The sequence below is a fragment of the Bradyrhizobium sp. CFUWI genome (assembly GCF_056429085.1).
The window spans coordinates 181,094-207,358 of sequence record NZ_JBWJZE010000006.1; the positions used below are offsets into that span (position 1 = coordinate 181,094).

General features: G+C 62.7%; 22 protein-coding genes and 1 tRNA gene. 7 read left to right on the forward strand and 16 right to left on the reverse strand.

Annotated features, from left to right (window positions below):
* Positions 1–2: 2 nt before the first annotated feature.
* The gene (locus AC066S_RS15485) at positions 3–629 is read left to right on the forward strand and encodes an FMN-dependent NADH-azoreductase (protein ID WP_126258210.1); all 627 of its coding nucleotides are present in this window, start codon (positions 3–5) and stop codon (positions 627–629) included.
* A gap of 562 nt (positions 630–1,191) precedes the next feature.
* On the opposite strand, the gene AC066S_RS15490 is transcribed toward AC066S_RS15485, so the two are convergent.
* From AC066S_RS15490 to AC066S_RS15550, 13 genes are all read right to left on the reverse strand, one after another.
* Positions 1,192–2,688 (reverse strand): class II 3-deoxy-7-phosphoheptulonate synthase, encoded by a 1,497-nt coding sequence (locus AC066S_RS15490; RefSeq protein ID WP_478270100.1) that lies wholly within the window; start codon positions 2,686–2,688, stop codon positions 1,192–1,194.
* Positions 2,689–2,811: 123 nt separating this feature from the next.
* On the reverse strand, positions 2,812–4,008 hold the full coding sequence (locus AC066S_RS15495) for an FAD-dependent monooxygenase (RefSeq protein ID WP_478270101.1): 1,197 nt from the start codon (positions 4,006–4,008) through the stop codon (positions 2,812–2,814).
* A 92-nt stretch (positions 4,009–4,100) separates the two neighbouring features.
* Positions 4,101–6,950, reverse strand: coding sequence for a hypothetical protein (locus AC066S_RS15500; RefSeq protein WP_478270102.1), 2,850 nt, complete (start codon positions 6,948–6,950; stop codon positions 4,101–4,103).
* A gap of 554 nt (positions 6,951–7,504) precedes the next feature.
* A complete protein-coding gene (locus AC066S_RS15505; protein WP_126258206.1) occupies positions 7,505–7,885 on the reverse strand; it encodes a c-type cytochrome in 381 nt (126 codons plus the stop codon).
* A gap of 13 nt (positions 7,886–7,898) precedes the next feature.
* Positions 7,899–9,668 (reverse strand): GMC family oxidoreductase, encoded by a 1,770-nt coding sequence (locus tag AC066S_RS15510; RefSeq protein ID WP_478270103.1) that lies wholly within the window; start codon positions 9,666–9,668, stop codon positions 7,899–7,901.
* 10 nt (positions 9,669–9,678) lie between these two features.
* Positions 9,679–10,359, reverse strand: a complete 681-nt coding sequence (locus AC066S_RS15515) for a gluconate 2-dehydrogenase subunit 3 family protein (protein ID WP_478270104.1) — start codon at positions 10,357–10,359, stop codon at positions 9,679–9,681.
* A gap of 94 nt (positions 10,360–10,453) precedes the next feature.
* On the reverse strand, positions 10,454–11,233 hold the full coding sequence (locus AC066S_RS15520) for an ABC transporter ATP-binding protein (RefSeq protein ID WP_478270105.1): 780 nt from the start codon (positions 11,231–11,233) through the stop codon (positions 10,454–10,456).
* Between the two features lie 43 nt (positions 11,234–11,276).
* Complete coding sequence (locus AC066S_RS15525; RefSeq protein WP_478270106.1) at positions 11,277–12,119, reverse strand: ABC transporter permease; 843 nt, start codon at positions 12,117–12,119, stop codon at positions 11,277–11,279.
* Between the two features lie 67 nt (positions 12,120–12,186).
* The gene (locus tag AC066S_RS15530; protein WP_478270107.1) at positions 12,187–13,188 is read right to left on the reverse strand and encodes an ABC transporter substrate-binding protein; all 1,002 of its coding nucleotides are present in this window, start codon (positions 13,186–13,188) and stop codon (positions 12,187–12,189) included.
* Positions 13,189–13,367: 179 nt separating this feature from the next.
* Positions 13,368–13,655: a hypothetical protein gene (locus AC066S_RS15535; RefSeq protein WP_478270108.1), complete on the reverse strand. Its 288-nt coding sequence runs from the start codon at positions 13,653–13,655 to the stop codon at positions 13,368–13,370.
* Between the two features lie 43 nt (positions 13,656–13,698).
* Positions 13,699–15,093, reverse strand: a complete 1,395-nt coding sequence (locus AC066S_RS15540) for an NAD(P)/FAD-dependent oxidoreductase (RefSeq protein WP_135169942.1) — start codon at positions 15,091–15,093, stop codon at positions 13,699–13,701.
* Positions 15,093–16,352, reverse strand: coding sequence for an MFS transporter (locus AC066S_RS15545; RefSeq protein WP_478270109.1), 1,260 nt, complete (start codon positions 16,350–16,352; stop codon positions 15,093–15,095). The genes AC066S_RS15540 and AC066S_RS15545 overlap by 1 nt, the downstream gene beginning before the upstream one ends.
* Before the next feature lie 149 nt (positions 16,353–16,501).
* Positions 16,502–17,734 carry a pyridoxal phosphate-dependent aminotransferase gene (locus AC066S_RS15550; RefSeq protein ID WP_430644577.1) on the reverse strand — a complete coding sequence of 411 codons (1,233 nt, stop codon included), beginning with the start codon at positions 17,732–17,734 and terminating at the stop codon, positions 16,502–16,504.
* A 177-nt stretch (positions 17,735–17,911) separates the two neighbouring features.
* Here AC066S_RS15550 and AC066S_RS15555 point away from each other — a divergent pair, with 177 nt between their 5' ends.
* Positions 17,912–18,934, forward strand: a complete 1,023-nt coding sequence (locus tag AC066S_RS15555; protein WP_126258197.1) for a LacI family DNA-binding transcriptional regulator — start codon at positions 17,912–17,914, stop codon at positions 18,932–18,934.
* A 311-nt stretch (positions 18,935–19,245) separates the two neighbouring features.
* Positions 19,246–20,139 carry an NAD(P)-dependent oxidoreductase gene (locus tag AC066S_RS15560; protein WP_478270110.1) on the forward strand — a complete coding sequence of 298 codons (894 nt, stop codon included), beginning with the start codon at positions 19,246–19,248 and terminating at the stop codon, positions 20,137–20,139.
* A 633-nt stretch (positions 20,140–20,772) separates the two neighbouring features.
* Here the strand turns inward: AC066S_RS15560 and AC066S_RS15565 are convergent.
* Positions 20,773–20,857 (reverse strand) — tRNA-Leu (locus AC066S_RS15565).
* 204 nt (positions 20,858–21,061) lie between these two features.
* Positions 21,062–21,304: a FliM/FliN family flagellar motor switch protein gene (locus AC066S_RS15570; protein WP_018647371.1), complete on the reverse strand. Its 243-nt coding sequence runs from the start codon at positions 21,302–21,304 to the stop codon at positions 21,062–21,064.
* Between the two features lie 112 nt (positions 21,305–21,416).
* Here AC066S_RS15570 and lipB point away from each other — a divergent pair, with 112 nt between their 5' ends.
* Positions 21,417–22,166, forward strand: a complete 750-nt coding sequence (gene lipB, locus AC066S_RS15575; RefSeq protein ID WP_478270111.1) for a lipoyl(octanoyl) transferase LipB — start codon at positions 21,417–21,419, stop codon at positions 22,164–22,166.
* A gap of 197 nt (positions 22,167–22,363) precedes the next feature.
* Positions 22,364–23,077, forward strand: a complete 714-nt coding sequence (locus AC066S_RS15580) for a DNA helicase (RefSeq protein WP_478270112.1) — start codon at positions 22,364–22,366, stop codon at positions 23,075–23,077.
* A gap of 45 nt (positions 23,078–23,122) precedes the next feature.
* Here AC066S_RS15580 and AC066S_RS15585 read toward each other — a convergent pair whose 3' ends face one another.
* On the reverse strand, positions 23,123–23,545 hold the full coding sequence (locus AC066S_RS15585; RefSeq protein ID WP_135169936.1) for a tautomerase family protein: 423 nt from the start codon (positions 23,543–23,545) through the stop codon (positions 23,123–23,125).
* Positions 23,546–23,656: 111 nt separating this feature from the next.
* On the opposite strand from AC066S_RS15585, the gene AC066S_RS15590 reads away from it, so the two are divergent.
* The gene (locus AC066S_RS15590) at positions 23,657–24,508 is read left to right on the forward strand and encodes a LysR substrate-binding domain-containing protein (protein ID WP_478270113.1); all 852 of its coding nucleotides are present in this window, start codon (positions 23,657–23,659) and stop codon (positions 24,506–24,508) included.
* A gap of 113 nt (positions 24,509–24,621) precedes the next feature.
* Positions 24,622–26,142, forward strand: coding sequence for a PAS domain-containing sensor histidine kinase (locus tag AC066S_RS15595; protein ID WP_126258192.1), 1,521 nt, complete (start codon positions 24,622–24,624; stop codon positions 26,140–26,142).
* Positions 26,143–26,265 lie beyond the last annotated feature (123 nt).

Sequence of the window (26,265 nt, forward strand, 5' to 3'; positions counted from 1 at the left end):
CGGTGGCCAAGCTCCTGCATCTGTCCTGCTCGCCCCGCCCCGACTCCGAGTCGAGCGCCGGCGCGCGCGTCTTCCTTGACGGGTTTCGGCAAGCGCGGCCCGACTGGGACATCGACGTGATGGACCTCTGGCGCGAGCGGTTGCCGGAATTCGTCGGTCCCATCGTCGAGGCCAAATATGCGCGAATGAAGTCGCAGCCGTTCGACGACGCGCAGCGCCGCAGCTTTTCCGAGGCGGAGCGGATCGCGTTGCGCTTTTCGCTGGCAGATCGCGTGCTGATCTCGACGCCGATGTGGAATTTCGGCATCCCCTACAAGCTGAAGCAATGGTTCGACATCGTCATCCAGCCCGGCCTGACATTCCGGTTCGATCCAGCGCAGGGCTATCTTCCCCTGCTCAAGGACCGACCAACCATCGTCATCCTGGCCTCCGGCGGCGATTTTGTCACCGGCATGAATCGCGGCCGCATCGACATGGCGACGCCCTATCTGCGCGAGGCGCTTCGCTTCATCGGCATCAGCGACGTGCGCTTCGTGCCGATCGGACCGACGACGGGGCCGACCGAGCCAATCCACGCTGCGCGCGAGGCGGCGTATCGGCGACTGGGGACGATGGCTGCGCGGTTTTGATCAGCGCGTACGCATCCGGTGCGACAACGGCAGCTTCACCCGCCCAGCCTGTATCGAAGTGGATTTTGGTGGCGATCTTCCGCGACGAGATGTTCGCGGACTTCACTGCGACGTGGCTGCTGATCCATGCAACGCGTCGCGAACGGGGACTTACGGAAGTCTGGATGGCATCTACGCCAATCCGTTCGAACAGCAGGTGACACAACACTTCTCAACCGGAACGAAGCGTACCGCCGTAGCTGGTACATTTCTGCACCCGAATGAGACATTTCTCGTAGCCATCGTCGTTTGGAGGCATTCGGATCTTTTCTCGCTGATCTCGGCCGCGTCAGCCTTACCGGCAAAGCGACTGAAGAATCCCCAACGAATTCGCGAACGCAAAGAGCGCGCCCGCGATGCCGCCGCCGGCGTGCCCGAGAGCTGCTCAACAAGTCCGTTATACTCATCTAGCGAAGTGAGTATAAATGGGCTGGACGCCAGGTTCCTCGCCTATTACGGCTCGATCGGTAGCCTCCGGTCGTCACGTCGCCGCTGCGTTGGCCGCAAAACGTGAGCGCTATATCTACGCAACATGGGTTCTGCCCTCCGAGCGGGCGCCCGCCGTTCGAAGCTGCTTGCCAGCCATACGCTCTGTCCTGGACATCTCCGCAATCAGAAGCGCCAGCTCAAGGGCCTGGTTGGCGTTCAATCGCGGGTCGACTGCGCTCTGGTACCGCCGCGACAACGACTCATCCGTGATGGACCCGGCACCGCCCGTGCATTCGGTAACGTCCTCGCCAGTCATCTCGAAATGCACGCCGCCCGGATGGGTGCCCTCGGCCCGATGCACGTCGAAAAAATCAAACACTTCCGACGCAATTCGATCGAACGATCGCGTCTTGTAGCCCGACCGCGAGGTGACGGTATTGCCATGCATCGGGTCGCAGACCCAGACGACGACCCTGCCTGCATCACGGACCCGGCGAAGCAGCGGCGGGAGCTTTTGCCTCACCTTGTCGGCTCCCATGCGGACAATCAGCGTCAGGCGGCCGGGCTCGTTGTTGGGATTGAGGACGTCGATCAACCGCATCAGGTCGTCGGGTTCAAGGGAGGGCCCGCACTTGAGGCCCAGCGGATTCTTCACCCCGCGCAAGAACTCGACATGCGCTCCATCTATCTGGCGCGTGCGGTCTCCGATCCAAAGCAGATGGCCGGACACGTCGTACCAATCGCCGGTGTCACTGTCGATCCGGGTCAAAGCCTGCTCATACGGCAGCAGCAGGGCCTCGTGACTAGTGAAAAATTCTGTCAGACGAAACGCCGACGTGGTCTCCCCTGCGGCGCTACAGGCCGCCGCGAACTCCAACGCTTCGTCGAGCCGACTGGCGAAGTTCTGGTAGCGCTCGGCCCACGGCAATCGGTCAATCAAACGAAGGTTCCACTGGCGTACCTTGTCCAGATTGACATAACTTCCCTGGGAGAAGGCGCGCAGCAGATTCAGGGTTGCGGCCGATTGGTTGTAGGCTTGGACCATGCGGGCCGGGTTGGGCATGCGCGCCGCCTCGTCGAAATCGGGAGCATTGACAATGTCACCGCGATAGGACGGCAGCGAAACGCCTTCGATGACCTCCAGCTCGGCAGAGCGTGGCTTGGCAAACTGTCCGGCCACGCGGCCGACTTTCACAACCGGCAGGCCACAGCCGAAAGTCAGGATAACCGCCATCTGCAGCAGCACGCGGTAGGTGTCTCGAATCTTGTCCGGATGAAACTCGGCGAAGCTTTCGGCGCAGTCGCCGCCCTGCAGAAGAAACGCCCTACCCTCAGCTACGCGTGCGAGCGCCACCTTGAGCGACCGCGCCTCGCCGGCAGAAACCAACGGCGGATAATTGCGCAGGATCTGCTCCACCGCGACCAGCATTCCCGGGTCGCGGTATTGTGGCATCTGCCTCGCAGGCTTCTCGCGCCAGGACCTTGGGGTCCAACCATGCGAGGGAGCAGCCTCGTCTGAAGCCGGCAGGTCGGTCGCGCGAACATACTGAAAATGATCCGAGACCGGGACCTTCAACCACACGTCGTTCATCCGCGGGCTCCTTGTGACCGGAATACAGCCTTACGAGTCTTGTCGACAGATCGAGAGATGGAGCTTCTTCACGTAGCGACGCACAAGGACACAGGCCAACGCGTCGGCTTCCGTGGAGCGGGTTCACGCCGCTTCTGCAGATCGCGGGAAAGCCGACCGGTCCGTTGGAACAGGAACCAGCAATCGCAGACGCTCTTCCCCTTCCTGGAGAATGACGTCAGGTCCTCCCGCCCGATCCGACATGACGATCTCTGCCGTCGCGGGCAGCCTGACGCTCTCGTATCGCGCGAGCCCGTCTGCCGGATCACGGCAGTAGGCAAGCTCTCTTGCCAGTACTTCGGCGTCGAGGATCGCCTGTCCGGCGCCGTTGGATCCGAGAGGCACCAGCGGATGGGCCGCATCGCCGAGAAGCGTCACCCGGCCGAAACTCCACCGCGGCAGCGGGTCTCGATCCATCATCGGGAATTGCAGGATCGTCTGCGCGTTGCGGATCAGTTCGGGGACGTCCAACCAATCGAAGCGCCAGTCCGCGAAGACCTCGACGAAGTCCTTCGCATCCCCCGGACAGTTCCAATCCCGCTTGCTGCAGAAATTCCCCGGGTCGGGAACTTCGACTTCAGCGACCCAGTTGATGAGCTGCGTCCCGTCGTCGTAATCGCGAATGGGATAGATCACCATCTTGCCGACCGCAGGCAGCCCGACGCGCACCATCGTGGCGCCATCGAGAAATTTGGAGCGGCGTGTCACCCCACGCCACATGAAAACTCCGGAATAGCGAGGGGCACCTTCATTGGGATAAAATTGTCGGCGCACCCTCGAGTGAATCCCGTCGCAGGCAACGACGATTCCCGCACGCTGCGGTTCGAGTTTTTGACCGGTGCGACGATCCCTGAAGTTCACACATGCCTCGTCGTCCTGCTCGGACGAAACGCCGGTGCACTCCCAACCGGTTCTTATTTGGTGGGACCCGAGACGTTCGCGCACCGCGTCAAGCATAACCGCCTGCAATTCTGCGCGATGGATCGAGAGTTGCGGCCAGATTTCGCCGGCGAAGTGCCCGACGGGCATCTGATGCAGCGAGCGACCGCAGCGATCGAAATAGGCACTCGACCGGGCGGGGATCGCGCGCTTCTCCAGTTCCTTTTCAAGTCCCAAGGCCGCCAGCACGCGCATCGCATAAGGCAGCACATTGATGCCGACACCGACTTGTTGAATGACCGGCGTCGCCTCGTAGATCGTCGAGGCAATACCCACGCTCTCGAGCGCCAAGGCAAGTGAGAGGCCGCCGATTCCGCCACCAACGATGATTACGTCACTCATTCTCGTCTCCCGCTCTCGCAACAACCCTCTGATCAAACCATCGGTGTCGCCCACCGATGGACGCTCGAATCATTGATCCGCGTGGGCGGCCATCAAACTGCCGCGCGAAGGGAATGGTGACGCGGGTGGTCGCCGTGTTCAGGCTGGCGAGCCTTGCTCTCCTGTCGGGGCGCGTCCGGCTCGTCCGCCGCATAGAAATACAAATCGGTGTTGGCGGAGAGGACGAATCCTGAGTAGATCTCCTGGATCGCGGCCTTGGTGAAGTTCTGCGCCTCGCGCTTGGTGGCCACGAGAAGCGGGATGTAGCGGTCGATCTCCCGCTCCTTCCACGCGACTTCCTCAGCCAGCACAGGCCACGCACTGAGAAGCTGCTCGGCCGTCAGATCCTCGGGGCGAGCGGCTTCCAGGCCGTACTGCGCCTTGTAGACAAAACGCTTGGCCTGAACATATTCGACATGGATCGAGGCCAGCAGCTGGCGCGGATCCTCCATGTCGCTCGACCGGAGGCTATTTGCCAGTGCGACCACCTCGCGCCATTCGGGGAGCGAGCCGGTCAATGTCCGCCACGCGAGCTCGATACGCGTACGCGCGGCTGCATACGCGATGTTCTTGACATAGCCGCGAAAGGTTGCATCCGCTCTGTACAGATCCTGCAGCTCGCCGACGTCGCGCACCGCCAGCAGGCCCGCGCCGATCAGTTCGTGGCGTACGCCGCTCAGCATCAGGGCCCGCGTCCAGGGGATCGCGCGAATGGCATCGGGCCGGGATTCCAGATCTTGCAGGTCGAAGGCGCGCGACGGAGGGCGGGTGCTCTTGCTGTTGGCGCGCACGATGTCAAAGCGCGCAATGCCACGCAGCAGCGCCGGCAGCACCGGATGTTCGAAGAAGCGCTGCTTGTAGAGGCGGACGATCGCGATCCAGTCGACTCGGGAAACGTCATCCGGTCCGCCGCCCCGCGACGGCTCCGCGATGCCAAACGGCGAGCGTCGCATTGCGCTCGCAAGAAGCAGATCCCGCAGGCACTGGTGCGCCATCACGGGCGTCAGCAGATGACTGCGCATCTCCAGAATGCCGGAGAGCATGTATCGCACGTCGCGGCCGGTGAATGCGTCAAAACGCTCGAGGTTCTCGGCGATCGGTCCGTTCGAGCGCGCATGCTCGTACCCGATCACGATGCTGGGTACGACCTCTATGCCGAAGCGGCCGGCGATCGCCCGATGGCGCCTGGCGATCTGCATGTTCGCGATGTGCATCGCCTTGCCGCCCTGCTTGCCGGTGTCGCTGGGCCCGAACGTGATGAATTGCCGACGTCCGCGCAGCTCCAGATGCTCCCGATAGACCGGATTGGCGTAGAGATCCTCGATCTGCTGCAGCATGGCTTCTGCGCCCGCGAGATCCTCGGGCTGCAGCGCGATATCGACACCGTTGCGGTGACCGGCGGCCGCAAGCAGGAACAGCAGCGCCAACGGCTCGTCGATGCTGCCGGCTTCCGCAATTCCGTGAATCGTAATCCGGTCGCTATATCTCTTCAGCAGCTTGAGCGTATTCAGCGTATTGAGGGCGTTCAGGACGCGAATGTGCTCGCGATCAACATTGTAGATGTCGATGTAGTCCCTGCCCCGGTAGTGAGCTGCCTTGTCATGGAAGGCCTGGCCGTTGTCGTCCCAGAAGCGCCGCCACAGCTCCTCAGGCAGATCCTGATGCTGACCCTTGCGCCCATGCAGCTGCGAGAGAAGCTCGACCCTTTCGGCCGTCGACAGTTGAGCATAGCGGGAAGGTCGGCCTGGGCCGAGCGTCCCCGCGATCAGGCCGGGCGGAATGATGCTGTCCACCACCTCGGTGAACATGGCTGCGTTCTGACGGAATTCGATCTTGAGATAGTGGAAACCGAAGACGCCGATGCGCAGCATCAGCGCGCGCACGCGCTCGTCAGCGCAAAGACCGCTGACCTCCAGCTCCGCCAGAAGCTGCGATGACGAAGTCACGGCTTCGGGGTGAGTGGTATCGAGTCTGTCCGCGAGCTTCCGGAAAATGTCCGAAGCCGGGTGGCCTTCGGCGATCTCGGCAAAGTCGCGCTGATAATTGGCGCGGACGCCTTTCTCGAGCGCGACAATCAGCCTTTCGGTGTGCGCGTCCGTATCGTGCGGACGCCCGTCGCGATCACCGTAGAGCCAGGTGTAGGGCCTGAGGCAGGTCTCCAGACCCGCAGGATCAATTCCCTGCCGAGAGAGCAGGCTGCTCGCCTCGCCCAGCGCCTGCGGCAGCGCCGCGTACATGCTGTCCGCGTAGAGCAGCTGCATTGCGATGAGGTCCACATCCTCATCGGACCAGATCGCATCCCACAAGCCCTGGAGCGCATCGTGGACCGCGCACTCCAGAGAGTCATCGTTCGGAAGCTGATCCAGCACCCGTTCCAGAACTTGCACCAGCCCACGCAGGCCATTGACAACCTTGGCGCGCAGGAATTCCGTCTCCTGGCAATGCAGGCCGAGCTCCATGCGCAGAGGCGCGCTGTCGCAGCGCGATGGCCGGCATTCGTTTTGGTCGAAGATGGCCACATCGCGTCGCTGGCGGTTGAGACAAGCCTGCAACGACGCGTTGATCAGGAGCTGCCGCATCAATGCGACGCGGAGCGTTCTCATCTCGTGTGGATCGAGAGAGCGCTCCTTGACGCGATTGGCTGCGCCTTGCGCGATCGAACGGATCGATTGGGGCTCGCCGTAGATCTCATCAAGATCGGCTTCGGAGACGACGACGGCATCGCCATCCGAGAGGATATCTTCCCTCAAGATACTGATGAACACGTTCCAAGTTTGCTCAAAAATCTGCTGCGATGTTGCGATGCGGGACGCGACGCCATCTCGCATCGATGGAGATATTCTTCTATATTTGCCGTCAGTCTCAGACTTTTTTGCTTCGGAAATTGCCTCGTGCGAGTACATAACCTAGCTCCTTCCGACTGTACGAGATCAGACCAGCGGTCTTGACGGAATCACTTTGAGATTTATTCGATAGTTGTGTTCCGTGATCTCTCAGAGATTTCATTTTTACTTATTATTACTTCATTCCCTTAGATCATTGGCCTGCGCTAGAAGCCCGCGCATCCTGCGTCAGCTTCGCTCTCGTCGTGATGAAACGATACCAAATATTGGCGACGCGTCAATTGAATGCGCTGCACAAATCTCGGTTTGGTTGCACTTATTGCGGGCGCCACCCTGCGTGTGTCTTGCGCATCGTCAGGAGGCTGACAGGCTTGGCCGCGCGATCGTCCGGCGACGGCAGCGTGTTCCGCCCTCGATCAGAGAGTCATGGAAGGACGAAACCATTTGATTGTGCGAGAGCCCGAGCCCACGAAGATCGTCGGCCGCGCGTACGATCCGACGCGTGGGCGATGCGTTCTGCGCGCGAGACTAAACCTGCGAGGCCGGGAACACGGCTGACAGACCTCAGCGCAGCCGGTGGTGCTGCGCCGCCGCCGAAACGACAATCGTCGCAATCACTGTTCGGTTGCCTTATGCAGGTAGGCGATCAGGTCGTCGCGGTCACTCTTCTCGGACATGCCTGCAAACGGCATGCGGTTGCCGGGCACAAGCGCCTGGGGGTCAGTCAGGAAGCTATCCAGCGTTGCATCGTCCCAGACGAGACTGCTGCGGCGCATGGCCGGCGAATAACGAAACTGCTCCAGGCTGCCGGCCTTTCGGCCGAAGATCCCCACGAGAGACGGTCCGAGGGTTACCCCCTCCTGTTTGATGGCATGACAGGCATGGCATTTCTCATACAGGCTTTCGCCTTTCGTCGGATCCACGGCCTGGACGGCATTCGCGTCGGCGAGGACGAACACACATGCGACGGACCATTGGCGCACCAGACTCTTCATGGTGTTGTCCCGATCAGATGTGCAGGAGCGGACCGGGATCCTTCAGATATTTCGTCCGGATCGCGTCAGCCGCCCAGTAGGTCAGAGCTCCAACGGCCCCCGTCGGGTTGTAGCCCGAATTGTGCGGAAAGGCGCTGGCGCCCATGACAAAGACGTTGGCAACGTCCCAGCTCTGCAGGTACCGATTGAGCGCGCTCTTGCCGGGATCGTGTCCGGCAATCGCGCCTCCGGTGTTGTGCGTGCTTTGATAAGGGACGATCGAATAAGGAGCGCGACGAGGCATCTTGGGGCCGAGATGAGTCGGCCCCATCGCGCGGCCGATGTCATGCGCGACGGTCGTCAGGTGGGCCGAAAGCTTCTCGTCATTGTCCGTGAAGTTATAGGTCATCCGCATCAGCGGCAAACCGAAGGCGTTGCGATAGGTTGGATCGAGATCGAGATAGTTGTAGCGACTGGCCATGTTCGAGCCTTGCACCGACATTTGCAGCGTGCGGCTGTACCAGTGCGCTGTCGCCTTCTTCCATTCCGCTCCCCAACGAGGGGTGCCCGGCGGAACGGCACGCTGATTGATCGGGCGCCCTCCCAGCGAAGCGCTGTAGATCGAGGCTCCGCCGATGTAACCCACCGGCCCGTGATCGAAGTTGTCGCCGTTGAAATCGTCGATGACGACGCCCAGCGACCCCGCCCCCATGAAGGGATTGAAAATCCTGTCATCGAAGAACGCCTGCACGACCGTGGCCACCTGGTAGCAATAGCCCTTCCCCACCGTGCCGGTATCGCTGACCGGATCGTAGGGCTTGCCGATGCCGGACAACAGCATCAGGTGCACATTGCCGAAACCGTAGGCGCACAGGATGACGAGGTTGGCGGGCTGCTCAAACTCCTCCCCCGTCAGCACGCTGGTGTAAGAGACTCCGGTTGCCCGCTTGCCATCCGGAGTGAGGTTGACACGCGTGACCCAGGCATGCGGCCTCAGGGAGAAGTTCTTGTTGCGAAGCGCCGCCGGAATGACCGTGATGTGCGGGCTAGCCTTGGCATTGGCCTCACACCCGAAGTTCTCGCAGAAGCCGCAATATTGGCACTCGCCGAGCTTGATGCCGTCCGGATTGGTGTAGGGCCGGCTCATATTGGCCGCCGGTCGCGGGAAAGGATGATAGCCAAGCTTCTTCGTCGTCTCCGTGAACATTTCGCTGGCAAGGCTCGGCTTGAGGGGAGGATTCGGATACTCGCGCGCACGCGGCCCCTCGAAAGGATTGCCTCCCTCCTGAATTCGCCCGGCGATGTTGCCTGCTTTTCCGGAGATACCAGCCATATACTCGAACTTGTCGTAGAAGGGTTCGAGCTCGGCATAACTCATTGGCCAGTCGGCCAGTTGCATGTCCCGCGGGATGAAGGATTTGCCGTATCGCTCCTCCACGCGGGAGCGTAGCCCATGGTCGTGCGGAGAAAAGCGGTACGTCTGTCCATTCCAGTGGACGCCGGCGCCCCCCACGCCTTCGCCCGGCAGGAACGAGCCGAGTCTCCGCATCGGCAGCGCCCGTTGGTCCGGCTTGTTCCTGAAGGTGAGCGTATCGCGGCTTACGTCCATGAACAGCTCGTTGCGGACCGCATAGCGCAGTTCGTCACGGATCATCGGCACCGAGAAACCGGCGTCCGAGCGCGGAGCGCCTCGCTCCAATCCGACCACGGTCAAGCCCGCATCCGACAGTTCCTTCGCCATGATACCGCCGGTCCAGCCCATGCCGACGATGACGACGTCGACCTCCTTGAGTTTCGTCGGCATCGAATTGTCCTCACGAGAGATCGGCAATGCCGAGCGGTTCAACCGGATACGGCTTGCCGCGGAAACGCTCGATGTTCTCGGCATGCGCAGCCATGACACCGGGAAATCCGACCAGCCTCCAGCCACGCTTGTCCTTGTTGCCGCCATAGATTGGATCGGCGAACAGACCTTCCATGACATTGGCGTAGGCCATGTCGAAAAATACCCGCGCCGGAATCTCCTGCAGAGGCAGGCTTCCGTCGGAGAGCGCCTGTACGATTTTCTGGCGCTGCGCGGGTTGAAGCCTGTCGAAACTGCCGCCGTGGACGGTCTCGCAATGCGCTTCCACGGCTCGGATGGCGCAGCGGTAAAGATCGGCGGGAGCAAGCGGCAGCTGGTAGCCCTGCTGCGATGTGCCGGCAGCCCAGGGACCGAGCAGATACATACGCGCGCCGCGGCCCCAGGCACCGGCGAGCTGCCTGTCGATATAGATGGTGATGCCAAGCTCCGTGCCCGAGGGCGAGAGCTCGTCGGCCGGAACCAGATGATCGACGAAAGCTTCGATGAACGCCGCCTCGTTGAGATCGAAGAACTGATAGGATCGCGCCGGCGCGCTCGTCGCTGGACTGCCCTGGACCTTGTCCTTCGGCAGCGCCTCCGCAGGAGCGGGTGACACGGGAATCGCGACCCCGACCCCCACGGCTCCCGCCATCGTCAACATATCACGTCGAGCTATGTCCGCCATCTCGATCTCCCTGGTCCGCTCTTCATGCGGCCAAATGTGCGGTGCCTTGTCGTCGCGGGCGTCAGGATGCGTGGAGCGAGACATCACCCGCGACAAGCGACCAAATCTCTTTCTTCAATTCGCCCCATGCAGCAGACAGCTGAACATCGATATTGCGCGGCCGCTCGAGGTCGTTGGTGATGACAGCCCTGACCTGGCCGGGATGGGGCGACATCACGACGATCCGATCGGACGTGATCAATGCCTCGTCGATGTTGTGCGTGACGAATACGATGGTCTTGAGGCTCTCCCGCTGAATGCGGCTCAGCTCCTCCTGGAGAACGTGGCGCGTCATGGCGTCGAGTGCCGCAAACGGCTCGTCCATCAACAGCACCTCCGGATCGGCCGCCAGACTGCGAGCGAGTGTCACGCGCTGCTGCATACCCCCGGACAACTCGGCCGGATAATGGTCGGCGAAGCCGCGCAGCCCGACCATCTCGATGAACCGCCCGGCGATGCTCCGGCACTCATTGGCGGGAAGGCCTTTCATGCGAGGTCCGAATTCGACGTTCTTGCGAACCGTCTGCCACGGAAACAGCGCATAGGATTGAAACACCATGCCGCAGCGCGGATCGATGCCGGTTATCGGGCTCGATCGCAGCAGGATGTCTCCCTGCGACGGAGGCGTGAAGCCCGCGAACATATTCAGCAAGGTCGACTTGCCACAACCCGATGCGCCGAGAAGGCACAGAAACTCGTGCTCGTACACATCGAGGTTCACATCGCGCAGCGCCATAACATCCTCGTTCTGACGCACGGAAAACGACTTGCTGACGTGTTGCGCGGAGAGAATGACGGACATCGAAACCTCCTTTGTCGCGGAAGCCAGGGGCTCAGCTCTGGGATCAGCTCTGGCGCCTGTGGCGCTCCCAGGGCAGCAGAGCGCGCTCCAGCCTGTTGGCCAGGAGATCGGCGACCAGCACCGTCGCGGAGATGCTGACCATGCCGACCAGCACCAGCGCGAGATTGCTCCAGTCCTTCGCCGACCAGATCAGGGCGCCGAGCCCATTCTGGGCCGCGACCATTTCGGCCGACAGGACGCAGGACCAAGCGATGGCGAGACTGACCTTGAGACCGGACAGAATGCCCGGGAGGGCACCGGGAAGGACGACCTCCCTCATGACGGCGAACTCGGAAGCGCCGAGGTTTCTCGCGGCTTTGATCAGGATGGGATCCACCCGCTTGGTGCTCTCCACCGTGTAGAGCAGGACGTAGATCCAGGACCCCATGAACACGATGGCGACCTTCTGAGCCTCGCCTATGCCGAGCCACAGCATCGTGAGCGGAATCCAGGTGATGGAGGGCAGCGGGCGCAGCAGCGAGATCAGCGGATCGAGCAGCGCCTTTGCCGGCCACCAGCTCCCCATCAGCACGCCGAGCGGGATCGCGACGGCCGCGGCAAGAGCGAAGCCGAGAAAGACCCGCAGCGATGACGCAGCAATGGCCCACCACAGCTCGTGAGTGGCGGCGACGCCGGCGGCTTCGCTTGCGACCTTGAACGGAGATGGAAGAAACAGCGGAGAAACCCATCCCCGCTCGGTCACCAGCGCCCAGGTGATGCAGAAGGCGAACACCCCGAGGATGTTCAGCAGGATGATTGGGCGGTCACGAAGACTCGAACCGTGCTTCCGCTTCGTCTGATCGGGCGGAGCCACGAGATTGCTGGCGATATCGCGTGCCGACGTCATGTCACTTGTCTTTCCGTCAAAATGAGCCGCGGGGAATGCTGCTCCGCCTTGCGGGATCAGCGAAACTTCACAGATCAGGAACGAACGACGTGTTTTCCCATTGCTTGACGTCGGGAGCACTCTCGATCTTCTTGTTCCGATGGAGCCAGGACGAGAGAAACTGCATCTGCTCGGTGTGTTTTTTCATGTGCTCTCTCCAGCCTTTCGAGCCGTAGTATTTGAAGTTCTTGATGCCCGCGAGCACGACATCGGTTGGCTGCCGGAAAAGGGGCGCGACGGCGATGGCCGCGGCTTCGGGATTCTGGTTTACATAATCGGCCCCGCGCATGATCGCGACCGCGAGCCGGCGCGCTTGATCGGGATGTTCCTCCACGACCTTCCGGGAGATGATCAGGATGTCCGGTGAGGACATCGTGCCGAAACGCTTGTAGGTCTCGGTGTCGGCGTCGGTGCCGAGAAGCTTTCCATCCGGTGCGGCCTTCTTGAGGTTGTCGAGCAGCGGTTGCCAGACACAGGCTGCATCGACATCGCCGCGTCCGAGAGCAAGCGCCATCTCATTGGGCGACAGATTGATGAACTGAACGTCCCGCACGCTCATGCCGGCGTTCTGGAGCAGGCCGTCCATCGTCACTTCGGCCGACGTGTTGGCGGCGACTTTCTTGCCCTTGAGATCGAGAAATGACTGGAAGCCGGCCCGCGCCCAGCATCCTTCGCTGCCGGGAGAATCGTCGACATTGGCAAAATAGAAAAAGCTGTTGTTGCCGCGCGACATTTCGCTGATCACCGTCGAGCGGCCGAGATTGCTGAACGCGACGGAGCCCGCGGTCACGGCCCGGATACGGTCGCTCGAACTCAAGATCACCTTGACGTTGACGTCCAAGCCTTCGTCGTTGAAGAAACCCTTCTCGATGGCAACGAGAATGGGGACCTGGCCCAACCAGGTGACGGAGCCGGCGAAATCGAGCTTGGGCATCGGTTCTGCGGCCGCAGGTCTCAAGGCGTTCTGCAGCGCAAAGATCGCCCCGATCGCTGCCGCCCAACCGAAAATCCTGGTCGATTTTCGCATCATCCGTCCTCCAGACCACACCAGCCTTCCTCTTCCAAGCAAATCGCAGGCCAATTATGAAACGGTTCCAAATAGGCATTCGAAATTGCCGATGGGCCGGATCTCGGCGCATTTTCGCGGCGAGACATTGCTTTCGGCTCTGCCGAGCGGATGGCCTTTCCCACTGCGACGCCACCGATCGCTTAATCTCTGCGCATCGTTGCAGCGATTGTCATCACGAACGCCGGCGCCGCAGCGGGCTCGTTCGTTTGTTGAAGGCTCATGCGTGCTCTGTCACGCGCCACACCGAGCGCATGATCGTTCCGCCTATGCAGGCTTGCCAGTTCTTCAGGGATGAAGATCATCGCGATGAAACGAGATCCGGCGACGCTTGGCGGCGCCTGTGCGCGCGCAAGTGTTGTGATCGACGACACGCTCGATGCGCGGCCCCGATCAAACGGCGCTTCGAGCGAAGCGACAAGCGGGCGCATGACGCCGATCCGGATCCGGCCTCGCCCGGCACGGCTCGTGGGATCAGTTCGCGGCGTGTCGGTGGATCTCGCGTTGGGAAGCGCTGGGAATACGTCCCCAGCGGCGTTCGTTCCAGAGGTCGACGCGATCCATCCATCTGCGCTGCAGCGCCGCTGCGCCGGCGATAGCTTTGGCGCCCATCGGCCAGCGCGGGCCGTCCTGCGGGCCGACGACGGGGAAGGCAAGCTCTCGATAATGCGCTCCGGCGCACAGGCGCGCGAGGTCGCGGCCAATCAACGGGCCGAGAGCAAGGCCGCGCCCGCTGAGGCCGAGCCCGACCATGATGCCTGGCGCCGCCTCGATGATGCGCGGGTACTGGTCCGGCGCCATATCGATCCAACCGCTCCAACTCGACTGCCAGGTCACGCGCCCGAGGTGCGGAAAAAGTCCGGCAATGCGCGCAGACGCGTGCCCGATATTGCCACCGCCGCTTGAAAACAAAGGCCCCTCGATGGTCACCACAAGACGTCCGTCCCTGGTGAGACGAACTCCGGACGGCAGGCGGCGCGTATCCGTCAGGGCTCGTCCGCCCGGAAGGATCGTGCTTGCGATCTCGGCGCGGAGCGGCTCGCTCGCCACTTGATGTACGCGGATCGGAAGGACGTGAGCGCCGACGCCAGGCGCCAGATCGTTTCGATAAGCGTTTGTGCAGACCAATATCTTGTCGGCAATCAATGTACCGGAGCCGGTCTTCAACTCCCAACTGCTCGCATCATGTCGACGGATCGCTTCCGCCGGCGAGCGGCAGAACAGGCCGACACCGTTCGCTGCCGCGGCCCGCGCGAGACCGACGGTGAACGCGAAGGAGTTCAGCGTACCGCCGCGGTGATCAAGCAGCGCGCCCGGATAATCCCCGCCGCCGATCGCCTGTGAAGTCTCGTCCCGATCGAGAATGTCGACGGTCAATCCACGCTTCCGCCAAAAGGCCGCCCGTTGCTTCAGGCGTTCGAGACCTTCGGAGGAATGAGCCGCGAAAATCAGCCCGCCTTGCACCGCCTCGCAGGCGATCTGATAAGTCTTGACCAACTCGAAGACGAAATCAGGGCCGCTGGCGGCTGCCGTCACCAGCCGCTCGCCCAGAGTTTCGCCGAACAGTTTCAGTGCATGCCCAGGTTCATGCTTCAGGTAGGGAACAACCTGGCCGAAGCTTCGCCCGCTTGCGCCGGTGCCGATCCCATTGGCTTCCACGACAGCAACCTTCATCCCAAGTCTCGCGGCATGGAGCGCCGCCGACAAGCCGGTGAGCCCTGCACCGACGACCGCCACGTCGGCACGCTCGCATCCCGTCAGGACTCGGGTCGGGAGATCGTCGACACCCGCCGTGTATACCTGAGGCAGCGAAGTTTCATTGTCATGCAACAACCCATCTCGCACGACGCTCTCCTTCTCCAGAAACATCACATCAGGCTCCCGGGTGGCAGAGCCTGCTGTCGATTGGCCAGGGCACGATCAAGCATGAGCAACAGCGGTGGAGCGGCCCAGGTCATCGCGAGAGCCAGCAAGGCGACAGCATCCATTCCGACGAGCTGCCCATCCGGCGCGATACCGAGCAGGAACGGCGCGCTGGCTGCTCCCGCGGCTTGCGCAAGATTGGTGATCGCCGCGATGAGGGATTGAAATGCTGCGCGCTCGGCGACAGCCGGCACCCTGGTCACCCAGGCCTGGTTGACCGTGCTGCGAACCAGTTGAAACGCGATGACAAGGGCAAACAATGGAATCGCAGGCAAGTCGATCACGCCACGGTCGATGAAGACCACCCCCAGCAGGCCTGTGGTCACGACGGCGACGGCAATCGAGACCGCCGTCGCGCCGAAGCTGTCGACAAGACGGCCTGTGAGCGGCATCACCAGCACGCTCAAGATGCCACCCAGCAGATAGACATCGGCCAGGCGCGCAGGTGACAGGCCGGCATTATGGACTGCGAAGATGGCCAAGTTCGGGGAGATCAGCAGGGCCGCAAAGGATGCACTTGCGATCAACATGAACGCGAGGACGCTGGCGCGCGCGGTGACGAGCTCAATCATGGCCGCATATTGCTCGGACCAATTCCACCTGCGCAATTCGGCCAGGTGCCGGCGTTGTGCGCCGATTTGCCAGCTGACGATTCCAGCCAGAACGAGGCCGATGACAGCAATGCCGACGAAGTTCATCTGCCAGCCCATGTCGGAGGCCGCGACCATGACGCCGATGGGCAGCCCGGCGATCAATGCCAGGCCGTAGGCGCCGATCAATGTCCCGACCGCGGCACCGCGCCGTTCCGGCGGCACATTGTCCGATGCGATCGCGATCAGCAGGCCCCACAAAGGACCGGCGAACAACCCGGCGAGAGCCCGCATGAGAACGAGGCCGACGAAGCTCGTCGCCGTCGGACAGAGGGCTGTCGCGGCGACGAAACCGAGCGCACAGGCAAGCAGCGCGGTGCGGCGGTCAAATCTGTCGAGGAAGCCGGCCGATACGAAGCCGCCGACGGCAGCGGCGATCGAATAGCTGCTGCCGAGGAAACCGACTTGCTGAGGTGAAAAGCCGAGGCTGTCCGCAAGGAAAGGGCCCAGCGGAAAAATGATAATGGAATTCAAGGCGACCACGAACGCGACCGTGCTGAGCAGGACGATGGTCTGCCGCTGCTCCGAAAGCCGGGGCCGATCGGTCACGGCCATGCCTCGCGCCGAACCGATCAGACGGCCCTCCTGCGAATGGTCATAAAGACCCACCGGGGACTCCTTGTTGTTTGGCGTCGACGGCTTCGCGGGACCGAGAGGTGCCGGCCGCGCTCGAGCAGACAATGCAGCGTCGACAACCGGACCGGTCAGGCCATGGCAGCCACGTCGATACGTTCAAGCTCGGCGCAGGCCGCGGTGATCCGCTCCAGCCCCTGTTCCAGCCGCTGATTGGACGCCGCATAGGACAACCGGAAATGTCCAGGCATGCCGAACGCGGTGCCGTGCACGAGGCCGACGCCGGCCCGATCCAGCAGATACAGTACGAAATCCTCGTCGCCGGCGATGACGCCTCCATCCGGACGCCGTGCCCCGGTGAACGCCGCACACGACGGAAAGACATAGAAGGCCCCCTCCGGCTTGTGGCAGACGATTCCATCGATTGCGTTGAAGCCCTCGACAATCATGTCGCGCCGCTTTTCGAATGCAGAGACGTGTCCGGTAATGAAATCCTGGGAGCCGGTGAGAGCCGACAGAGCGGCAGCCTGACTGACCGACGACGGATTCGTCGTCGAGTGGGACTGAATAGCCGCCATGGCCTTGATGAGAGGGCGCGGCCCGGCGCCGTAACCGATGCGCCAGCCGGTCATGCAATATGTCTTCGACACACCGTTCATCGTCAGGGTGCGATCGTAGAGCTTGGGCTCGACCTGAGCGGGGGTCACAAATTCGAAGTCGCCGTAAGTCAGATGCTCGTAAATGTCGTCGGTGAGCACCCATACATGCGGGTGACGGACGAGGACTTCGGTGAGCGCCTTGAGCTCCGACCTCGTATAGGCGGCGCCTGACGGATTGGACGGAGAATTGAGAATCACCCAGCGCGTCCTGGGCGTGATCGCCGCCTCGAGGTCCGCAGCAGCGAGCTTGAAGCCCCGCTCCGCCGAGCACGGCACGATCACGGGCGTTCCCTCGGCGAGCAACACGATTTCCGGATAGGACACCCAGTACGGAGCCGGAATGACGACCTCGTCTCCCGGGCTCACGCTTGCGATCAAGGCGTTGTAGACGACCTGCTTTCCCCCGGTGCTGACGACGACCTGATCACGCTCATAGCTCAATCCATTCTCGCGCCGGAATTTGCTGGCGACCGCGTCCTTCAGCGCGGGCGTGCCATCGACCGCCGTGTATTTGGTCTCCCCACGCGCGATCGCGTCGCACGCGGCCGCCTTGATGTGGTCCGGAGTGTCGAAATCGGGCTCCCCGGCAACCAGGCTAAGAACATCCCGGCCGGTTGCAGCGAGAGCCGCCACACGGGCCGAGAGAGTGACCGTCGGCGAGGGCTTGACGCGCGTGAGGCGCTGAGCGACTTGGAACAAGTTCATCTCCCAAAATGCCAGAGTGGCGCTGATTATCACCGCTTTCGCGAGCGTGTCAATGAACCGTTTCCAAAGGACCCGAGGACCTCGTCATCTAGTTCGCATGACCCGTTCATTTCCGTGTTAATGGGCGCGACAGCGCCCTGGGGCGCACGCGAGACTGCCAGAGGGGAGATCCGGCCGATGGGAAAGGCAACGAAACGCACCGTCACCATTCGCGATGTCGCAGCCGCAGCCGACGTCGCCGTCGGAACGGTTTCCCGAGTCTTGAACGATCATCACTCGGTCACCAAGCAAGTGCGGGAACGCGTCCAGAAAACGATTCTCACACTGGGCTATCAGCGAAACGCCATCGCTCAGAGCATGCGCAGCTCACGAACCAAGATGGTTGCCTGTGCCATACGTGACTTCGATATCCCGGCATTCGCCAGCTATGTGAAGGCAGCGGAAGCAACCTTCCGGAGCGCGGGCTACACCTTCATTCTTGCAAGCACCGCCAACGCAAAGGACGTCGAACTCTCCCTGCTGCAGACATTCAGCCAGCGCCGCGTCGACGGCGTCATGATGACGATGAGCGACGAGACCGACCCCGATCTCGTCAATGCAATCACCCACGGAGCCATGCCGATTGTGCTGATTGATCGCGAACTCGTCCAATCCGTGGATAGCGTTTCGGCAGATCACCGGGCCGGCGCCCGTCAAGCCACAGAGTATCTGCTGTCGCTTGGCCATCGCCGCATTGCGCTTCTGGTCGGTGATCCGAAGGCCTATCCTTCCCGTAGCCGCATCGAAGGCTATACGGAAGCTCATCGTTCTTTCGGGGTTCCGGTCGATTCGTACCTCATTCGCGATCGCCTGCTCTCAAACGAGGCGACGTTTCGCGAAACCGCTGCCCTGCTGGGCCGCAGCGAACGACCGACGGCGATCTATGCCGCAGGTCTCGACACGCTGCCCGGCCCCCTGCGCGCAGTGCGCACGGCGGGCTTGGTGGTAGGACAGGACATCTCCATCATCAGCGGAAACGATTCCGATCTCGCCGAGCTCAACACGCCGCCGATCACCGCGCTGCGCTGGGACCGATCGGAAATGGGCCGTCATGCCGCCGAAATACTACTCGACAGGATTGACCACGGAAGGCAGTCGCCGCCCCGCCGCATCCGGCTTCCCGTATCCCTTGTCGTCCGCGGCTCTTGCAGACCGGTTTGACTCTCACGACACCCATCGATCCGTATCCTCCAGAGTTAAGGCAAGCATTGTCGTCGCAGGTGATACCTGCCGCACGATCACCGCCCCCTCGACTGTCGTGAAATTGCAGCGCCGGACCAGTTGACTGTCTTGAGCGCGAGCTGCTTGGCACGATCGCGCTCGTCGGCGCCCCAGCCTCTCTAAGTCTGAAGCCCGCACCAATGCCGGACGTGGGATTGAGATCGGTCGAAAAATTTGATGAAACGGTTCATTGACACCGCTGGGCCGAGCTGCAAAGATTGCTCATGTTCAGGGTCCTTTTGGAGCATCGGATGCAGCATCCCAGAATCGGTTTTGTTGGTTTTGGAGAAGCCGCGCAGTGCTTTGCCTCGCACCTGACGACGCAGGCCGTGGGCCCGATCATGGCCTATTGCCACGGGAACGTGAATCGACCGCCCTATTCCGAGGCGTTCGTCGCCCAGGCCGCCCGATGCGGCGTGACGTTGGTCGACACGCTCGAGAGCCTCTCCGACATGGACGTCATCTTCTCGGCCGTGGTCGTCGCCGTCGCCGGGACGACAGGGGAAGCGATCGCGAAAATCATCAGACCGGACACACTGGTCGTCGACATCAATGCCTCGACGCCCACCACCAAGAAGCGCGTGGCAGAAGCCGTCGAAGCGCGCGGCGGCTTGTTCGCCGACGCCAATCTGATGGGCGCGGTCAGCCTCTATAAGGCGGCCGTCCCACTCTACACCTCGGGCAGCGGTGCTGCGCAGTTCGCCGGCACATTTGCGCCGCTTGGCTTCACAATCGACGTCGCAGGCCCGGAAGCGGGCACGGCGGCCGCGGTCAAGATGCTGCGCAGCGTCGTGACCAAAGGAATTGAAGCGCTGGTGGTGGAGGCGCTGACGGCGGCTTCATTGGCGGGTGTCCGGCAGGAAGCCCTGCGCGGCATCTGCGACACGATGGATGCGACGACTTTCAGCAAGTTCGTGGACATGTGCATCCGCACGGATGTCCTGCACGCCGAACGTCGGGCAATCGAAATGGAAGGCGCGCGCGACGGCCTGCAGGAACTCGGCTTGGAGCCTGTCATGACCGAGGCGGTTGTAAAGCGGCTTCGCTTGTCGTCGGATTCGGCACTACGGAGCAACTTCGCTGCGCGCCAGAGCTACAGTGCCGACGATGTACTCGACGCATACCGTCAGAAGATTGCGTTATAGCTCTGGCGAGTGTGACGCTTGTGGCCGCGCCATGACCATGATGCTGGTCCAGCGATCGGGTTCGTGAGGATTGATGGCTTCGACCAAGGGGCGCTCGCTGGCTTATGTCCGCCCGCGCTTCGGCATCGCTCTTCCGCACCTGTCTTCCGTATCTGCGGTCATCTGCTTCGCGCCAGCAGCACTCGGCCAAAACACATCACTCCCGCCGGCGGGTGAAGTGCACCTTATGCAATTGATACGGAGTCACCGTATCGCTAGAATCCGAGCATTGGTCCACGGAGACATCCAATGCTCGGAACGGACGGGCGCGACCCCCGCGCCCCCGGGGATCGGCGGATGTACCTTTACTTCAATTATTCCGAATCTGGCTCGCTGCGCTGGTACGTGAAGGTTAGCCGCAAGCTGGACCGACCCCAGAATGCCCGCCCACTACATCGCGCAGGCGAATCGAGAGAAGCTTGGCATCAGTGGAATGGAGAAGATCGTGACGTTCGATCAGAGCCAGTCACTCGACGACTGGCCGGCAGTGCCGCGTGCGAACAGTACGCGAACGCCGCGCCGGAACGGAGTGGTAACATTCCCGGGTAACACCCAGAAAAAAGCCTAATCATTTCAATTGGAAATGTGGGTTTATGGTGCGCTCGGAGGGACTCGAACCCCCACGATTTTACTCACTGCCACCTCAAGGCAGCGCGTCTACCAGTTCCGCCACGAGCGCTTTGGGGATGCCGGCTTGAGGCTTGAAGGCCGGCCGGATCAACGGCGCCGATCTAACAAATCCATCAAAGGGGTACAAGCCTGCAAAGGCCCTGAATTCCACAAGCTTTGCACGAAAGTTCGGGCCCCTCGCCGAATCGGCCCTATCCCCCGCTGCCCAGGCCGCTGCTGCGTGCCCAGGCTGCTATACCGCATGCCCGGGCCGCTACCGGGTGCCTGGTGAACGCGGCAACATCTGTTTGACCTCAACCGCGATTCGGTTGCGATCCACCAGCACGACGCCGGAGGCGACCGGCAGGTTGTTGGCCAAAACCTTGACCTCGTCGGCCTCGGTTGCGTCCAGCTCGATGATGGCGCCGCGGGAAAGACGTAATACCTGATGGATCGGCATCGTGGTCGTCCCGAGGACGACCATGAGATCCACGGTGACTTTATCAAGGGTGGGCACTGTCAGGACCGCCGCAACTTGGGACTTGGAATGTGGGACCAACCAAGGGACTTGGACTTGGACTTAGACTTGGCATTTGCCCCCGAGATGATCACCACGTTATGGTTAGCCAATGGTTAATTCACTGCAGAACCCTCGCCAAAACCAGCGTGAAGAGCTCGATTTGACGCGGTTTTCCGCTACAGGCGGCGAGCCGGTCGAGTGGCGAATCTCGGACGCGCCGGTGCCCTATCCGGAGGCGGTGGCCGCGATGGAAGCCCGGGTCGCCGCCATCGCGGCGGGCGAAGCCCGGGAGCTGGTCTGGCTGCTCGAACACCCCCCGCTCTACACCTCCGGCACCTCGGGCAAGGACACCGACCTGCACGATCCCCGATTCCCGGTCTTTGCCACGGGACGCGGCGGCCAGCTCACCTATCACGGGCCCGGCCAGCGCGTGGCCTACATCATGCTCGATCTCAAGCGCCGCCGGCCGGACGTCCGGGCCTATGTCGCGAGCCTGGAGGAGTTGATCCTGCGCACGCTCGCCGCCTTCAACGTCCGCGGCGAGCGCCGCGAAGACCGGGTCGGCGTCTGGGTCAAGCGGCCCGACAAGGGCGCGGACCACGAGGACAAGATCGCGGCGATCGGCGTGCGATTGAAGCGCTGGGTCTCGTTCCACGGCATAGCCATCAACATCGAGCCGGAGCTGTCGCATTTCGCCGGCATCGTGCCGTGTGGCGTCGTCGATCCCCGCTACGGCGTCACCTCGCTGGTCGATCTCGGCCAGCTCGTGACCATGGCCGACGTCGATATCGCGCTACGCCAGGCGTTCGAACAGCTGTTCGGACCGACCCGCGCGCTGCTGCCGGAAGCGGCGGCCTGACCTTTCCCGTTGGACGCGGTGCCTCCGCGTTCTCCGCCGCCGCCGAATCGGCTATGTCTCGGCGCGGCCACGCTCACGCCTCCCCCCTCCGCCGGGAAAGCAGACCTCATGCCGGGCGATGAGATCATCGGACCGACTGTTCGAGCGCCAGGCATAAGGAGGGATTGCGATCATGCTCGCAATGGGAGGTTTTGACGATGAAGCTGTCTGCGCCGATCTATCATCTGAAGCGAAAAGCAAAACGCCTGTCCCGCGAGAAAAACATTCCGCTGCACGACGCGCTTGACCGCATCGCCACGACGGAAGGGTTTTCCGCCTGGAGCATGCTCGCAGCAAAAGCCGCCGCACTGACGCCCGCGAACAGGCTGTTCCCGCAGTTCCGGGCGGGCGATCTGGTGCTGGTCGGCGCGCGGCCGGGTCAGGGCAAGACCTTGATGAGCCTCGAACTTGCCGTGGAGGCCATGCGGTCGGGCCATCGCGCCGCGTTCTTCTCGCTCGAATATACCGAGAAGGATGTTTTGGATCGCTTGCGTGCGATCGGCGTGGAGCCCGCGCAATTCGACAAGCTCTTCGAGGTCGATTGCTCCGACGCCATCAGCGCCGATTACGTCGTCAAGCACATGGCCGCGGCGCCCCGCGGCACAGTCGTGGTGATCGACTATCTGCAACTGCTCGACCAGAGACGCGAAAACCCCGACCTCAATGTTCAGGTGCGCGCGCTGAAATCGTTCGCACGCGATCAGGGGCTGATCGTCGTCTTCATCTCGCAGATCGACCGATCCTATGATCCCTCGGTCAAGCCCTGCCCCGGCCTCGACGATATCAGGCTGCCCAACCCGCTCGACCTGACGCTGTTCGACAAGACGTGCTTCCTGAACAATTCCGAAGTCCAGTTCCGGGCGGCGAGCTGACGATCAGGCCGCCGGGTGAGACCGCTCACCCGGCGGCTTGCAGCCTTACGCCGCCTTCAGCGCCACCTCGAGCTTGCCGGCGATGTAGCGCCGCTCTTGAGTGAGGCCGCCAAAGCCGTAGGCGTCGCCCCTGACCTCGTCGACATGCAGATAGGTCTCGGGATGCAGCGGGCCCAAAATCTCGGCCATGCGCTTGAACATGGCGGCGAGATAGGCCGCCTTTTCGTCCTTGGTGTTGGTGCCTTCGCTGACGTGGATGTCGAGCCAGTAGCTTGCAAGCTTCTGCTCGGCCAGCGACTTGCCGCCGGCGAACCAGTCATCGGCATCCACCGACTTGACGATGATGGCGGTCACCTTGGGATCCTTGTGCAGGATCTCGGCGGTGAGCTCGGACACGGCGTTCGCGATGTCGGCCTTCAGGGACGGCGACTGGCGGGAGGTGGTGTAGGACACGGTGATCAGGGGCATTGTGGCTCTCCTCGAGATGCTGCGCCGCTCGGGCGGCGTTGGTGAGAAGCTAGACCTCCGCTCGTCATTTTGGTATCTTATCTATATTGATATCAATGATAAGAATTCATAATGACACCAACGCTCGACATCGCCACCGTCCAGGCCTTCCTGCTGGTCGCCGACCTCCGGAGCTTTACGCGCACCGCCGAAGCGCTCGGCACGACGCAAGCGGCGGTCAGCCTGAAGCTGCAGCGGCTGGAGATGCTGCTGGGAAAACGTCTCGTCGAGCGCTCGCCGCGCGCGGTCCGGCTCACCGCCGACGGCGCCAGCTTCCTCGAACGTGCCCGTGTGCTGATCGCGGCGCATGATCGCGCACTGTCGGATGAGGCACCGGCCGCGCAATCGCTCTCGCTCGGCATCTCCGATCATGCGGCAGGCCCCGAACTGGTGCCGCTGCTCGAACGGCTGCACGCAATGTCCTCAAACCTCACCCTCGCCGTCACCATCGGCTTCTCGCGCGAGATGCAGGATGCTTACGACGCAGGCGAGCTCGATGCGGTGATCGTCCGCCAGGAAGGCAGCCGCCGCGGCGGCGAGAAGCTGACCGAGGACGAGTTCGGCTGGTTCGCCGCACGGCGCTTCACCCTGGCGAAAGGCGAGCCGCTGCCGCTGGCGACCCTGGCCCCGCCCTGCGGCGTCCGCGCCGTCGCCGTGCGCGCGCTCGACAAGGCCGGCCTCGCCTGGCGCGAGCGCTTTGTCGGCGGCGGCGTCACGGCGGTGGTCGCGGCGACGCTCGCCGGCCTTGCCATCGCACCGCTGGCGCGGCGGATCGCGCCGCCCGGCCTGGTCGACATCGGCCCTCCGCACAAGCTGCCCAGGCTCGGCAGCTCAAAGGTGATGCTGCATTCGAAGGTCAGCGACCCCGCGAAGCTTGCGGCGCTGCGCGCGGTGGCGGCGACGTTCCGAAGCGTGGCGGCCTGACGATATGGGCGTTTTGGCGACCCTTAACGGGCCCCCCTGCCCAAAAATGTCCCACCCTTAGGGAACCATCCCTTGCCTGCGGCGTTTGTTCCGGTCGAGGCGGGGTCCCGGGAATGGTCGAAAAGTTCAGTCAACAGAGAGACTTGTTCGAGAGCGAACGCAGTTTCCGGCTGTTGGTTGAGGGAGTCGCGGACTACGCCCTCTATATGCTCGATCCCAAGGGGATCATCACCAGCTGGAACATCGGCGGTGAGCGCATCAAGGGCTATTCACCCGAGGAAATCCTCGGCCAGCATTTCTCCCGCTTCTACACCGAGACCGACCGCGCCAACGGCAAGCCGGCCCGTGCGCTCGGCATCGCCAGGGAAAAGGGCCGCTATGAGGAGGAAGGCTGGCGCGTCCGCAAGGACGGCACCTTCTTCTGGGCCAGCGTCGTGATCGATCCGATCTACGAGGACGGCGAACTGGTCGGATTCGCCAAGATCACGCGCGACGTCACCGAACGCCGCAATGCCCAGATCAGGCTCGACGCGATGCAGAAGCAGCTCGCCGAGTCCCAGAAGTTCGACGCGCTCGGTCAACTCACCGGCGGGGTCGCCCACGACTTCAACAACCTCCTGATGATCATCAGCGGCAGCCTCCACATGCTGAAGCGAGGGGCCGACGACGCGGCCAAGCTTCAGCGCGCGATCTCGGCGATCGAGACCGCCACCAGGCGCGGCGCCGCGCTGACCAACCAGTTGCTCACCTTCGCGCGGCGGCAGAGCGTCAACCCGCAGGCGATCGACTTCGCCGAACGCATCGCCGCCATCCGCGAGGTGCTCGATGCCGGCGTCGGCAGCTCCGTCCGGCTGGCCTTCGACATCCGCCGCGACGTCTGGCCGATCAAGACCGACGCCTCCGAACTCGAGACCGCGCTGCTCAACCTCGTCATCAATGCCCGCGACGCCATGCCCGATGGCGGCACGGTGACCATCGGCGCGCGCAATGTCGTGCTGGACGAAGCGCCGCTCGTCGGCGATTTCGTCGCGATCGACGTCTCCGATACCGGGCTCGGCATCCCCTCCGACGTGCTCGACAAGATCTTCGAACCGTTCTTCACGACCAAGCCGATCGGAAAGGGCACGGGCCTCGGCCTTTCTCAGGTGCACGGCTTCGCGCATCAGGCCGGCGGCACCGTGAAGGTCGCAAGCGAGCTCGGCAAGGGCACCACATTCACCGTCCTTCTGCCGCGCGGAGAAGACGCCCCATCGCAGGACACGACCGGGGAGCCGGCGTTCCGGGGCAGCGGCACGGTGTTGCTGGTGGAGGACAATCCGGACGTCGCCCTCGTCAGCATTGGCCTGCTGGAGCAGCTCGGCTATCAGGTGCGCCGGGTCGCCGACGCCGAAGCCGCCTTGCGCGAGATCGAGACCAACGGCGTCGACTTCGTGTTCTCGGACATCGTCATGCCCGGCAAGATGGACGGCCTCACCCTCGCCTATCATCTCCGCCAGATTCGCCCCGGCCTGCCCATCCTGCTCGCCACCGGCTACAGCGAGGTCGCCGCCGGCGTGCGTGGCGACTTCCCGATCCTGCGCAAGCCGTATGAGATCCACGAGCTGAGCGAGGCCATCGCCAAGTTGCCGAGGTGAACTTTTTCTTCTTCACCTCTCCCCGCCCCTCACTGCGTCATGGCCGGGCTTGACCCGGCCATCCACGCCTCGCCGCTCGGCATAAGAACGTGGATGCCCGGGACAGGCCCGGGCATGACGACT

Bases quoted from the DNA above. Each gene is read 5' to 3' on its own strand.
- AC066S_RS15590 (WP_478270113.1), top strand. From the start codon at position 23,657: ATGACACCAACGCTCGACATCGCCACCGTCCAGGCCTTCCTGCTGGTC.
- AC066S_RS15490 (WP_478270100.1), bottom strand. From the start codon at position 2,688: ATGAACGACGTGTGGTTGAAGGTCCCGGTCTCGGATCATTTTCAGTAT.
- AC066S_RS15595 (WP_126258192.1), top strand. From the start codon at position 24,622: ATGGTCGAAAAGTTCAGTCAACAGAGAGACTTGTTCGAGAGCGAACGC.
- AC066S_RS15580 (WP_478270112.1), top strand. From the start codon at position 22,364: ATGAAGCTGTCTGCGCCGATCTATCATCTGAAGCGAAAAGCAAAACGC.
- AC066S_RS15585 (WP_135169936.1), bottom strand. From the start codon at position 23,545: ATGCCCCTGATCACCGTGTCCTACACCACCTCCCGCCAGTCGCCGTCC.
- AC066S_RS15560 (WP_478270110.1), top strand. From the start codon at position 19,246: ATGCAGCATCCCAGAATCGGTTTTGTTGGTTTTGGAGAAGCCGCGCAG.
- AC066S_RS15505 (WP_126258206.1), bottom strand. From the start codon at position 7,885: ATGAAGAGTCTGGTGCGCCAATGGTCCGTCGCATGTGTGTTCGTCCTC.
- lipB (WP_478270111.1), top strand. From the start codon at position 21,417: ATGGTTAATTCACTGCAGAACCCTCGCCAAAACCAGCGTGAAGAGCTC.
- AC066S_RS15500 (WP_478270102.1), bottom strand. From the start codon at position 6,950: ATGTACTCGCACGAGGCAATTTCCGAAGCAAAAAAGTCTGAGACTGAC.
- AC066S_RS15535 (WP_478270108.1), bottom strand. From the start codon at position 13,655: ATGCGCCCGCTTGTCGCTTCGCTCGAAGCGCCGTTTGATCGGGGCCGC.
- AC066S_RS15530 (WP_478270107.1), bottom strand. From the start codon at position 13,188: ATGATGCGAAAATCGACCAGGATTTTCGGTTGGGCGGCAGCGATCGGG.
- AC066S_RS15540 (WP_135169942.1), bottom strand. From the start codon at position 15,093: ATGTTTCTGGAGAAGGAGAGCGTCGTGCGAGATGGGTTGTTGCATGAC.
- AC066S_RS15495 (WP_478270101.1), bottom strand. From the start codon at position 4,008: ATGAGTGACGTAATCATCGTTGGTGGCGGAATCGGCGGCCTCTCACTT.
- AC066S_RS15510 (WP_478270103.1), bottom strand. From the start codon at position 9,668: ATGCCGACGAAACTCAAGGAGGTCGACGTCGTCATCGTCGGCATGGGC.
- AC066S_RS15550 (WP_430644577.1), bottom strand. From the start codon at position 17,734: ATGAACTTGTTCCAAGTCGCTCAGCGCCTCACGCGCGTCAAGCCCTCG.
- AC066S_RS15555 (WP_126258197.1), top strand. From the start codon at position 17,912: ATGGGAAAGGCAACGAAACGCACCGTCACCATTCGCGATGTCGCAGCC.
- AC066S_RS15515 (WP_478270104.1), bottom strand. From the start codon at position 10,359: ATGGCGGGAGCCGTGGGGGTCGGGGTCGCGATTCCCGTGTCACCCGCT.
- AC066S_RS15525 (WP_478270106.1), bottom strand. From the start codon at position 12,119: ATGACGTCGGCACGCGATATCGCCAGCAATCTCGTGGCTCCGCCCGAT.
- AC066S_RS15520 (WP_478270105.1), bottom strand. From the start codon at position 11,233: ATGTCCGTCATTCTCTCCGCGCAACACGTCAGCAAGTCGTTTTCCGTG.
- AC066S_RS15545 (WP_478270109.1), bottom strand. From the start codon at position 16,352: ATGGCCGTGACCGATCGGCCCCGGCTTTCGGAGCAGCGGCAGACCATC.